Origin of the sequence: Bradyrhizobium liaoningense, assembly GCF_018130785.1 — a bacterium.
GTDB classification, from domain to species: domain Bacteria; phylum Pseudomonadota; class Alphaproteobacteria; order Rhizobiales; family Xanthobacteraceae; genus Bradyrhizobium; species Bradyrhizobium liaoningense_A.
Map to the genome: position 1 here is coordinate 230212 of NZ_JAFCJT010000006.1, position 11982 is coordinate 242193.

The 11982-nt window shown below is 63.0% G+C and carries 10 protein-coding genes; 7 read left to right on the forward strand and 3 right to left on the reverse strand.

Translation table 11 applies throughout. The features are described from left to right. The first annotated feature begins 92 nt into the window (after positions 1 to 92). From JQ627_RS16975 to JQ627_RS16985, 3 genes are all read left to right on the forward strand, one after another. Positions 93 to 1016 carry an AraC family transcriptional regulator gene (locus JQ627_RS16975; RefSeq protein WP_212485305.1) on the forward strand — a complete coding sequence of 308 codons (924 nt, stop codon included), beginning with the start codon at positions 93 to 95 and terminating at the stop codon, positions 1014 to 1016. Between the two features lie 402 nt (positions 1017 to 1418). After that, positions 1419 to 1934: a hypothetical protein gene (locus JQ627_RS16980; protein ID WP_212485306.1), complete on the forward strand. Its 516-nt coding sequence runs from the start codon at positions 1419 to 1421 to the stop codon at positions 1932 to 1934. 313 nt (positions 1935 to 2247) lie between these two features. Beyond that, complete coding sequence (locus JQ627_RS16985; RefSeq protein ID WP_212485307.1) at positions 2248 to 5622, forward strand: adenylate/guanylate cyclase domain-containing protein; 3375 nt, start codon at positions 2248 to 2250, stop codon at positions 5620 to 5622. 3 nt (positions 5623 to 5625) lie between these two features. Here the strand turns inward: JQ627_RS16985 and JQ627_RS16990 are convergent, their stop codons facing one another. After that, entirely contained in the window at positions 5626 to 6849 is a 1224-nt protein-coding gene (locus tag JQ627_RS16990) for a polyhydroxyalkanoate depolymerase (protein WP_212485308.1), read from the reverse strand. A 169-nt stretch (positions 6850 to 7018) separates the two neighbouring features. Between JQ627_RS16990 and JQ627_RS16995 the strand changes: the two genes are divergently transcribed. Beyond that, entirely contained in the window at positions 7019 to 7675 is a 657-nt protein-coding gene (locus tag JQ627_RS16995; protein WP_212485309.1) for a glutathione S-transferase family protein, read from the forward strand. A 280-nt stretch (positions 7676 to 7955) separates the two neighbouring features. On the opposite strand, the gene JQ627_RS17000 is transcribed toward JQ627_RS16995, so the two are convergent. Continuing rightward, on the reverse strand, positions 7956 to 8180 hold the full coding sequence (locus JQ627_RS17000) for a hypothetical protein (protein WP_041953164.1): 225 nt from the start codon (positions 8178 to 8180) through the stop codon (positions 7956 to 7958). A gap of 183 nt (positions 8181 to 8363) precedes the next feature. Here JQ627_RS17000 and JQ627_RS17005 point away from each other — a divergent pair, with 183 nt between their 5' ends. After that, positions 8364 to 8720 carry a hypothetical protein gene (locus JQ627_RS17005; RefSeq protein WP_212485310.1) on the forward strand — a complete coding sequence of 119 codons (357 nt, stop codon included), beginning with the start codon at positions 8364 to 8366 and terminating at the stop codon, positions 8718 to 8720. Between the two features lie 9 nt (positions 8721 to 8729). Here JQ627_RS17005 and JQ627_RS17010 read toward each other — a convergent pair whose 3' ends face one another. Then, positions 8730 to 9833 carry a mandelate racemase/muconate lactonizing enzyme family protein gene (locus JQ627_RS17010; RefSeq protein ID WP_212485311.1) on the reverse strand — a complete coding sequence of 368 codons (1104 nt, stop codon included), beginning with the start codon at positions 9831 to 9833 and terminating at the stop codon, positions 8730 to 8732. A 171-nt stretch (positions 9834 to 10004) separates the two neighbouring features. Here JQ627_RS17010 and JQ627_RS17015 point away from each other — a divergent pair, with 171 nt between their 5' ends. Together JQ627_RS17015 and JQ627_RS17020 are read left to right on the forward strand one after the other, a co-directional pair. Next, positions 10005 to 10838 (forward strand): AraC family transcriptional regulator, encoded by an 834-nt coding sequence (locus tag JQ627_RS17015; protein ID WP_212485312.1) that lies wholly within the window; start codon positions 10005 to 10007, stop codon positions 10836 to 10838. 135 nt (positions 10839 to 10973) lie between these two features. Further along, a complete protein-coding gene (locus JQ627_RS17020; RefSeq protein WP_212485313.1) occupies positions 10974 to 11900 on the forward strand; it encodes an SMP-30/gluconolactonase/LRE family protein in 927 nt (308 codons plus the stop codon). Positions 11901 to 11982: the final 82 nt, after the last annotated feature.

The window sequence follows — 11982 nt, forward strand, 5'->3', positions numbered from 1 at the left end:
CTGTGAAGGTGGACCGTTGGCCACCGATCCGATAATGCATCGACTCGGGAGGGCTGGGGAAAGCGTGCCTTTCCCGGATGGAATTCTTGAAAATGACAGAAGCAGGAGTCTACGGGCAGAGGCTCGGGCGGGGCCTTCACGTGAAGGAAGCTCCGGTTCTGATCACACGGTCGCTGCGCAGCGCCGAGCTCGCGGTCACCGAAGTCCGCAATGACAAGCCGACGCCCGAATTTTCCGGCTCGTTGCCGGCGGAAGATGCTTACCTCGTCAGCCTGAAGCTCCGCGACTATCCCGCCTGCGAATGTTGGGAGGAGGGTCGCTACGTCACAAGAGAGGATATTCGTGCGGGCGCGACCTACCTGTACGACCTCAAGCGCGACCCGCGCTATGTGATCGACAAGCCGTTTCACTCGCTCTTCTTCTATTTGCCGCGCTCGGCCCTTCACGACATGGCGAGGCAACCGGGCGCGCCGCGCGTTGGCGAGCTCAGTTACGAGCCCGGTTTGGGCCATGACGACGGGGTTATCCGTCATATCGGCGCCACGTTGCGGGAAGGACTGCGTCAGCCTGACGAGACCAACCAGCTTTTCGTCGATCACATGATGCTCGCGCTCACCGCCCACGTCGCCCAGACCTATGGCGGGCTGAAGCCTGTCGCAGAGCCGAACCGCGGCGGCCTCGCGCGATGGCAGGTGAAGCGCGCCTGTGACCGGCTCGACTCCGATCTCTCAGGCAAGGTCGCGTTGGAGCAGATCGCGGCCGAGCTCGGCCTTTCGGTCAGCCACTTTTCACGCGCATTCCGGATCTCCACCGGCCTGCCGCCGCATCAATGGCTGCTGCGCCAGCGGGTGAAGGCGGCCACGCAGCTGATGACCGGCCGCAACCTGCCGTTGTCCGAGATTGCGATCTTGGCCGGATTTGCCAATCAAAGCCATTTCACGCGGGTGTTCTCGCAGATAGTCGGCGTCAGCCCGGGCGCTTGGCGCCGCGAAACCCATGGCGGGCGGGACGAGTAGAACGTTTTCGCGTCAAAATCAGAATCCAAATCAGTCAGTTCGCGCTTCTGCGCTCCCGAGTATGCAACGATGCAAACTTAGTCCTCCTGAAATCGTGACTGGATGGAGCGACAGGGAACGGGAGTATGTGAACAGTCTCATAGTCCATCACTCTCTTTTCGAGCTAACTCTCCCCCAAGAAATTGCCGCACCCCGGAGCTGACTGACAGACACGGGTGAGACGCAATGCCTGCGAAGCCGCGTGCTCGCAGCTTTGGATTGGCTCTCGTCTTGGTTACGAGCAAGCCAGCCCCATCACTCAGCCACATCTTTTGGAAATTGGAATCAAAGCATCGCGAAGCGCGTCCACGCAGCTTCTAATCGGGGTCGGCCGGTAGGCTGCTACTTACTAAGGAGCCCCCAATGAAGATAGGCAACGCAGTTTCCGGCGCATTTTCCCTAACGAGGTACGCCGGTAATCTTGGGATCGCCCGTTCCAGTCTTATCAAGTCGGCCCATCTCCTCGAAAGAATTGGGCTCGCAGCCGTTGGGGCCTCTTGCGGCCTCTATGTGGGTGCGACCCTGTTGCGTCAGAAAGGCGGGCTTTTTGAAAGCGGCTGGATCGTGCTGCTAACGATGCTCTACGGAGCTCTCAGCTATTATGTTGGAATTGATTTGTCCCGGTCTGTCGCTCGGAAGTCGATTTCGAGCGCCTCGGAAGAATACAACGGCTCTGAGGTTGCCGAGATCATGAGTGCGGCCGGGACGTTCGGTGCGGCGATTGCAGCAACTCTGTCCGTCAGCGTCCTTGTCCTTGATCAAAGCCTACCCAATGGGCTGATAGCCTTTCTCGTCGGCTGTTGGGTCGTTGGGTCTTCGCTTCAAGTTGCGGCGGGAACGATGGCGCGCAACTACGAAGTGCCCAAGGACGAGGAATGAAGACGATTGTGCTCACCGAAAAACGTCTGCTTGGCGTCGTGATGTGGGCACCGGTGCCAGTGCTGACGTCAGGTCTGAAGGCGAGTGGTTGACGGCTCATCGCAACTTCTGTCGTTCAACGCTGCGTGCAGACGATTTTTAGTAGCGCCGCCGTTTGCATCGAGCATGTCCTTGCCTGGAAGCGGCATCGGTACTGAGCAACCTAAGTTATCGCGGAACAAACAAGACGTGCCATCATGGCGGCGTTGGGATATTGTCCCCGCGCCGTGGTCCGAAATTCTGCCAATTGCCAACCACACGATCGGTGGAGCCAATGCAGATCGCGGAGTGGCTCGAGAAGCTGGGGCTTGGGCAATACGCGCAGCGTTTTGCCCAAAATGGGATCGACATGGGCGTCCTTCCCGAACTGATGGACGAAGACTTCGACAAGCTCGGAGTCCTGCTCGGCCATCGCCGCAAGATGCTGCGTGCGATTGCCGACCTCGATCCAGCCGCGTTGATCGCATCACCGGCTCCTCCTCACGACGCCGAGCGGCGTCACCTCACCGTTATGTTTTGCGATCTGGTCGGCTCGACCGCGCTCTCGGCGCGTCTCGATCCCGAGGACATGTGGGAAGTGATCCGGGCCTACCGCGCTGCCTGCGCGAGCGTCATTGCTGCCTATGACGGCAGGATAGCAAGGTTCGTCGGTGATGGAATACTCGTCTATTTCGGCTATCCCCGCGCCCACGAGGATGATGCGGAGCGCGCAGTGCGTGCGGGCCTCGACACCATTTCTGCGATTGGGCAACTCAAGACGGGCGCCGACGAACGGGTTGAACTGCGGATCGCAATCGCGACCGGGCTTGTGGTGGTCGGCGACCTCATCAGTGGAGATGCGTCTGAGGAGCACGCAACGGTCGGCGATACACCAAACCTCGCTGCCCGGCTGCAGAGCCTGGCGGAGCCGGGGGCGGTCGTCGTTGCCTCGTCGACGCGCCGGCTGCTGGGCGATCTCTTCACTTTTCGCAATCTCGGGCGCCGTGAGGTCAAGGGGATAGCCGAACCCATCGCGGTCTGGGCGGTCGAGGGGGCGACCACATCGGAGAGTCGCTTCGAGGCGGTCCGCGCGGCGCGCTCGATCGGCTTTGTCGGTCGCAAGGAGGAGATCGAATTCACGCTTTCGCGCCAGCGGCTGGCATGGCAGGGGCAGGGCCAGATGGTGTTGATTTCCGGCGAAGCAGGCATCGGCAAGTCGCGCATGGTCGCAACGCTGTCCGAAAGCCCCGCGTTGGGGGCGCACCGCCGGGTGCGATATCAATGTTCGCCCTACCACACCAACAGTGCGCTTCATCCCTTTGTCGCACAGCTCGAGCGCGCAGCCGGCATCCGCTCGCTCGACACGCCCGGGCAAAAGCTCGTCAAGCTTGAGGCAATGCTGGCGCTTGGAACACAGCAGGTCGCCCGAGCGACACCGCTCATTGCGGCTCTCCTCTCGATTCCCACCGGCGACCACTGTCCGCCGCTCGGTTTGAGCCCGGCGCAGCAGCGGCGACAGACATTCGCCTCGCTTCTCGATCAGCTCGAGGGGTTGGCGCGAGAGCAACCCCTGCTGGTTATCTGCGAGGATATGCACTGGGCCGATGCCACGACACTTGAACTGTTCGATCTCGGGGTCGACCGGATCAGAGGGCTGCCGATACTCATGCTGATGACATCCCGGCCAGAGTTCGAGCCCTCGTGGTCGGGCCTGGCCAACGTCAGTCTGTTGCGGCTCGACCGGCTCGATCGGCAGGATACGCGTGCGCTGGTCGAGCAGGTGACCGTCGGTCGCCGGCTGCCCCGCGAGATGATGAATCAGATCATCGACAAGACGGACGGCATCCCGCTATTCGTCGAGGAACTGACCAAGATGGTGCTGGAGTCCGGGTTGCTCGTCGAAGAGTCCGGGGGCTATCGCCTCGATAGTCCGCTCCCGCCGCTCGCTATTCCCGCGACGCTGCAGGATTCGCTGATGGCGCGGCTCGACCGGCTGGCTCCAGTCAAGGAGGTGGCGCAAATAGGCGCCGCCATCGGCCGCGACTTTTCATACGCGCTGCTGAGATATGTGGCGGGACGCGATGATCTGACGCTGAGCGCCGCGCTAGCGCAACTCGAAGAGGCCGAACTGCTGGTGCGTCGCGGAGCTCCGCCCGAAGCAAACTATAGCTTCAGGCACGCTCTCGTTCAGGAAGCGGCCTACGAGGGCCTGCTCAAGAGCAAACGGCATGTGCTTCACAAGCGGATCGGCGATGTCCTGCGCGATAAGTTTCCAGTCGTCGCCGAGACTGAGCCGGAAGTTCTGGCGCATCACTTCACCGAGGCGGGGCTGAGCGAGGTCGCCCTCGAATGGTGGCACAAGGCGGGCCAGCAGGCGCTGAAACGCTCGGCCTATTCCGAGGCGATCGCACATCTTGGCAAGGCGATTGCGACCGCCGATGAGTTGCCTGATGAGCCGCGCCGGATGATAAACAGGCTGCATCTTCAAATCGCATATGGCCGTGCATTGCGAGGCAGCCTCGGGCACAGCGCTCCGGAAACGGTGGCCGCATGGACGCGCGCCCGACAGTTCGCAGCCGACATCAATGACCCCGTTGAACTTGCGCCGGTTCATTCGGGCCTCTTCAATGCCTGCCTGACACACGGCGAACTTGCTCCGATGCGGGAGCTCGCGGATGCCATCAAAAGCGCCGCTGACCGACGACCGGACTCGCCTGTGGCTGCCGTCGTTGCGCATTGGACGGGCGGGGTTACCCATTGGTTCGGGGGTGACTACTTGAACGCGAGGGTGCATCTCGAGCGGGCGCTGGAGATTTACGGCGCCGAGCCGGACCCCGCGACGTTCAGGGGATCGGCGCTGGATCTTCCTTTCGTGATCATGAGGTTTCTTGCCCTGGTGCTTTGGCCGCTTGGCGGGATCGCCCGCGCACGTCGCCTCGCCGCCGAAGCGGTGAGTGCTTCGGGAGAAAAACGGGCGCTCTCCCAGGCCAATGCGCTTGTTCATCGAGCTGTGTTCGACGGACTATGCGGGGGCATGCTGCAGCAGACAGAGACGATCCTGGCGCTTGGTCTCGCGCGCGACCACACGATGCCGCTGTATGTGGCCGCGGGCACCTACCTGAATGGCCTGGCCAAGTGGCGTGCCGGCGACCGAATGACCGGACTGACGGAAATGCGTCGCGGCTGGACCTTGCTGCACGAGAATGATTGCTACCTCTGTGAACCGTTCTGGGGGATGCATGTCGCCATGGCGAATGCAGAGGTGGGCCAAGTCGAGACCGGGCTGGAAATCCTGAACGAATTGATCGCCGGGACGGGACAATCCGGCCAGCATTGGCTTGATGCCGAGCTGCATCGTGTCCGCGGTAAACTCTTATCGCGCCATGACCCTTTGGACGAATCCAGTGCCGAAGACGCCCTCAAGCGAGCGCTGGACATCGCGCGACACCAGCAGACCAGGACTTTCGAGCTGCGCAGCGCCCTTGAACTTGCACGCCTGTACGAGACCAATGGCCGAGCGGATGCGATATCCGAAGTGCTCGCCCCCGTGCTCGCTGAATTCGAGGCGGAACGTAATCTTCCGGAATTCGTGGAAGCGAAAGAGCTGCTCGGGCAGGAGCGTGAGGCACGTGCGGTTCCCCCTGGCCGGCGGTCGTTTGGGCAGAGATGACGCTCACGAATTGACGTGCACGAAATCCCGCAGCAGCGGATAGATCTCGTTATTCCACCGCTTGCCCGAGAACACGCCGTAATGGCCGACGCCGGCCTGCATGTGGTGGACGCGGCGATAGGCGCGCACACCGGTGCAGAGGTCTTGCGCGGCGAGCGTCTGGCCGATCGAGCAGATGTCGTCCTTCTCGCCTTCGACCGTCATCAGTCCCATGCGGCTGACGGCCCTGGTGTTCACGGGGCGGCCGCGGTGCATCAACTTGCCTTGCGGTAACAGGTGCTCCTGGAACACGTCACGCACGGTCTCGATGTAGAACTCGGCCGGCAGGTCCATCACGGCGAAGTATTCGTCGTAGAAGGTCTTGATGCTCGCGGCCTTCTCCTTCTCGCCCTTGGCGATGTGGCTGGCGAGATCCATGTGCTGCTTGATGTGGCGCTCGAGATTCATCGAGACGAACGCCGTGAGCTGCACGAAGCCGGGATAGACCTTGCGGAGCGCGCCGCGGCACTGCACCGGCACGTAGTTGATCAGGTTCTGCTCGAACCAGTCGATCGGCCTGCTCTTGGCGAACTCGTTGACCCTGGTCGGCTGGATGCGCGTATCGATCGGGCCTGCCATCAGCGTCAGCGTCGCAGGCCGCGAGGGGTGGTTGCCCTCGCACATGACCGCGGCCGCCGCGAGTGCGGAAACCGACGGCTGGCAGATCGCAACCATATGCGGACGCGGGCCCAATTGGCCGAGGAAGTCGATGAGATGATCGGTGTAATCGTCGAGTCCGAAGCGGCCTTCGCGGCGTGGAATGTCGCGCGGATTGTGCCAGTCGGTGATGTAGACGTCGTGATCCTGGAGCAGCGTTTTCACGGTGCCGCGCAGCAGCGTGGCGAAATGGCCCGACATCGGCGCCACCAGCAGCATGCGCGGCTGCTCCGGCGCGCCGTCCTTTCTGAAGTGCAGCAGCGAGCCGAACGGCGTCGCGTAGGCGACCTCCTCGGTGACGCCGACCTCGCGGTTGCCCACCATCACGCTGTTGATGCCGTAGGCCGGGCGGTCATAGGTGAGGGTGGAGCGCGAGATCAGCTCCAGCGCGGCCGAGAGCCGGCCGACGACCTGATCCGATAGGCCCTGCGGCACCAGGTTGAGGAATTTGAGCGCGGACGATGCTCCCGCCCGCCACGGCGCGGTGAGGTCCATATGGTTCTGAAAGGCCTGATAATACATCGACATCATACTGAAACGCCCACCTGTCCCGTGCTGCTATGCAATATCGAAGCCAAACGGGAGCCACGCCGCCCTCAAAACTGGTACATCGCTTGCTCTTCTTTTTGCGGGAAGCACGGGTCATGAGCACTCCCGCGGGCCGGGCGGGGTGCAAGTCACAGGCGTAGGAAGAGGCCATATGGCGAAGGCGACACTGACCATCAGCAGCAAGAACTATTCGTCCTGGTCGCTGCGTGGCTGGCTGCTGACGAAATTTTCCGGGCTCGATTTCGAGGAGATCGTCACCGCGCCGGACGACGCGTCGGCGCGCGCGGAAATCCTGCTGCTGTCGTCGTCGATTCTGGTGCCGTGCCTGCGCCACGAGGGCGCTGTGGTCTGGGATACGCTGGCGATCGCCGAATATCTCAACGAGGCGATGCCGGATGCGGGCCTGTTGCCTGATGACCGCGTCCAGCGGGCGCATTGCCGCTCGATCTGCGGCGAAATCCATTCCGGCTTCACAACGTTGCGCGCTTCGCTGCCGGTCAATCTGAAGGGGCACTTCCCCGGCTTCAAGATCTGGTCGCGTGCGCAGGCCGACATCGACCGCGTCTGGTCCATCTGGCGCGACTGCCTGGAGAAATCAGGCGGTCCCTTCCTGTTCGGCGCGAGGCGCACCATGGCGGATGCGATGTACGCCCCCGTGGTGACGCGCTTCGTGACCTATGACGTCAAGCTCGAGCCGCTCCTGAAGGCCTATGCCGACACCATCATGGCCATGCCCGAGATGAAGGAATGGATCGCGGCGGCCAGGGATGAGCCGGCCGAGATCGAGGAGCTCGAGGTCGAATATTAGGCAGGCCAGGTGCCCGCCTGCCTGTTTTGGGAGCGAGGCCCAGACTGCTGCACCCGGCAGCCATGTCATTGAAGCCGTTAACTTTTAGCAGCCGTGGCCGGCGCGGGCCGGCCCAGATGCTGCGCAGATATTGTATGCGCGTGCGGGCCTGTTGCGACATCTAGCCGTGAACAGCCGCGTACAGGGCCTTTCGGCTGATTCGGACGTGATTCGTTCGGGCCGCGTTCCGTTAGTTAAGGCAGAGCGCGGCCCCGTTGCATTTTGAGACAGATGCCGCGCGTCAGGCGAAACCCGAGTGCTTCGCGCGCGGCACACGCCAGCCGATGACAGTGGCTTCCACTGGAACGCCGGCCGCGTCGTTCTGCCATCGTCCCTCGACATAGCGGCAGGCGAACGGCAATTGATACGTTCCGCTATGGTCCTCACACAGCACTTCGACCGGCAGGCCAGGCGGCGGTTCTCCGGCGCCATCGAATTCCGCCAGACGTCTATCGCGCGTTGCCATTCCAAAAATCTCCCCTAATCAAAGTCGCGGAAAGATCGCCCATCTCTTCCGCGCACGGTTCACCGCTCCCCGTCCAAGGGAACAAGCCAAGCTCACGCGAGAATGCGGTACGAGTGTGGTAGCCTCTGGCGACCGCGCGTAAAAAGCGCACATTGCCGTGATCGATTTTGACGAGGAACCTGCATGCCGCTTCGAAGCGTCGGCGTTTGTTTCGTGTTGTTGCTGCTCGCCACGCTGGCGATTGCGCCGGTCCGCGCGCAGGACGTGCCCGGCATCGAGATCTGCACCGTCGAGAAGACCATGGAGCGGCGCACGAGCTGCCTCCAGAGTAACGTCGATTTCCTCCAGAAGACGATCACCAAGCTGACGCTCGATCATCAGCAGAAGCTTGATGCGGCCAATCGCCAGATCGACGCGCTGAAGACCGTTGTCGCCGGCCTTCAGAAGACGCTCGGCGACCTCCAGTTTGCACAGACGAAGATCGCGGACGATCTGAAGAAGAAGCAGGACGCACCGCCGCCCAAGGACGCGCAGAAATAAGCGCGACGATCACGCCACGCGATAACGCTCCATCACGCCGCGGTCGGGCTCGTAGCCGAGCCCGGGGCCGGTGGGCACCGCGACATGGCCGGTCGCATCGACGTCGGCGCGGCCGCCCCAGAGGCAGGCCTCGCGCTTGAGATAAAACATCTCGACGAGCCCGTCGTCACGCGTCGCCAGCAGGTGCAGCGTCGCCAGCAGGCCCGGACCGAAATAAGGGGAGTGCGGGACGATCTTGACGCCGAGCTGATCGGCCAGTGCGGCGACCTTCAGGAACTCCGTGATGCCGCCGACCTTGATCACCGACGGCTGGGCATGGCTCACCGCGCCCGCATTCATCATCTGGCGGAATTGATATTCCGTGCAGGCGTTCTCGCCGGCGGCAACACCGAGCCCGCCCTTGCTGCGGACGTCGGAGAGCGCAGCAAAATCTTCCGGCGGCCAGACCGGCTCCTCCAGGAACATCGGCTGTGCGTCCTTGCATGCTTTCGCGAACGCGACCGCCTGCTCGCCGGTCAGCGGGCAGTTCATGTCGACCATCAGTGGAATGCCGGGCCCGATCGCCTCGCGCGCGGCAAACACCGCGGGCGTCGTGGTCTCGTGCAGCTTGATGGCGCCATAGCCGAGCGCGAGCGCCTTCCTGCATTCGCCGGCGATGTTCTCGGGCGAGCCGATCCGCAGCAGGCTCGCATAGGCGGGAATGTTCGCGCGCCTGGTCTTGCCGAGCAGGCGATGCACCGGCACGCCCTCGATCTTCGCAGCCAGGTCCCACAGCGCGATGTCGAGCCCTGATATCGCGAACATGGTGATGCCGTAGCGACCGAACAGGTGCAGGTTGCGCTGGATCTGCTCCATGGCCGCGGGAATGCCGCCGGCATCGGGAACCTTCAGCCCGCGGGCCTGCGGCGCGATCATCTCCTCGACGGCGCTTCGCGTGGTGCGCGGGCAGACATAGGCGAAGGCATCGCCCCAGCCGGTCAGTCCGGCATCGGTCGTGACCTCGACCAGCACCATGTCGAGCGCGGAGATTGCGGACGCGCCCTGGCGAAAGCTCGCGACACCGGCGTCATAGGGGATGCGGATATGGTGCGCCCGCACATCGGTGATTTCCATGACGCGGTTCCTCTTTCTCGTGAGCGGTTTCAACGAGTGTAGCCGCGAACGCCGGGACGTTGCCAGTGGCTGTTTCGGGACTATCCTCATGCGAGGACAGCAATGCCGATCAAGCGAGGCGGTGGTCATCAGCGCATCATTGCCAGGCTTCGAATGAGGGCCTTTGACACCATGAACCCAGCCCAGCGCGCGCTTTGGTATATCGAAAGCCATCTGGCCGAGCCGATGACGCTCGACCAGATTGCCGCGATCTCAGGCGTGTCGCGGTTCCACATCGTGCACGCGTTTGCTGCAGCCACCGGTCTTCCGGTGATGCGTTACGTGCGCGCACGCCGGCTAAGCAAGGCTGCGCGCAGTCTTGCGAACGGCGCGCCGGACATTCTGTCGCTGGCGCTGGAGGCGGATTACGGCTCGCACGAAGCATTCACCCGCGCGTTCCGCGACCAGTTCGGGGTGACGCCCGAAGCGGTCCGGGCCGCGACATGCACTGGCCATCTCAAGCTACAGGAGCCGATCCTCATGGACTCCACCATGCTCGACAACCTCAAAGCCCCGCGTTTCGAAACCGCAAAGGCCTTCCTCGTCGCCGGCATCAGCGAGCGCATCGCCTGCGACAACGGCGCTGCCATTCCGGAATTGTGGCACCGCTTCCACCGGGAGGTCGACGAAATTCCCGCGCGCGTCGGGAACGTCGCCTACGGCGTCTGCTGCAACGGCGACGATGCCGGCAATTTCGACTACATCGCCGGCATCGAGGTCGCCGATTTTTCCGACCTGCCGCGCCAGTTCGGTCGCATCCGCATCCCCGAGCAGCGCTATGCGGTGTTCACGCATTCAGAGCACGTCGCCTCGATCCGCCGTACCGTCAACACGATCTGGAATCAGTGGTTGCCGGCCTCCGGCCTGAAGGCCGCGGACGCGCCGAACTTCGAACGCTACGACGAGAAGTTTGATCCCTCGACCGGCAATGGCGGTTTCGAAATCTGGATACCGGTGCGAGAGTGACGCGCAACGCTGGCATACCATCCCGCTTGCTTGGCAAGCCCGGGTGACTTTGTCATAACCTCAGGCAAACCTTGCATGAGGGGCCGAGGCCGGACATCCCGTGCAAGCCATAACAAGCAAGCCGGGAGGTACCCCATGTCTGACGTCCGCGTTCTCGCCACCGACCTCGAATTTCCCGAAGGGCCGGTCGTGATGCCGGACGGCTCGGTGGTGCTGGTGGAAATCCGCGGTCAGCGCCTGACCCGCGTTTATCCCGACGGCCGCAAGGAGATCGTCGCGAAAATTCCGGGCGGCCCGAACGGCGCGGCCCTTGGCCCCGACGGCAAGGTCTACATCTGCAACAATGGCGGCTTCTCCTGGATCCCGACCCGCAACATGATCATGCCGGGACCGCAGCCCGATGATTATCTCGGCGGCTCGATCCAGCGCATCGACCTGCAATCCGGTAAGGTCGAGACCGTCGTGACCAGATGCGGCGAGCACGATCTGCGCGGGCCGAACGATCTCGTCTTCGATAAGCACGGCGGCCTCTGGTTCTCCGATCTCGGCAAGCGCCGCGCGCGCGAGATGGATGTCGGCGGCATGTACTACCTCAAGCCCGGCATGAAAGAGATCGTCGAAGTCGTGCACGGCGTGCTGCCGGCCAACGGCATCGGCCTGTCGCCGGACGAGAACACCGTCTACATCGCGGAGACGCCGACGGGCCGGCTCTGGGCCTACGAGCTCTCCGCGCCCGGCACGCTGAAGCCGCGCGATGTGATCTATCGCGGCGAGCGCGGCAAGCCGATCTGCGGCCTCGGCGGCTACCAGATGTTCGACTCGCTCGCAGTGGAGGCGAACGGCAATGTCTGTGTCGCCACCCTCGTCTCCGGCTGCATCTCGGTGATCGCGCCTGACGGGACCCTGGTCGAGCAGGTTCCGACCGGCGACCGCGTGACCACCAACATCGCCTTCGGCGGCGAGGGTCTGAAGACCGCCTACATCACGCTGTCGGGCAAGGGCGAGCTGGTCGCCATGGACTGGCCGCGCGGCGGTTTGCCGTTGAACTTTTTGAATAAGTGAGCCAAGCCGTCATTGCGAGGAGCGAAGCGACGAAGCAATCCAGGCTGCCTCCGAGGTAAGACTCTGGATTGCTTCGCTTCCC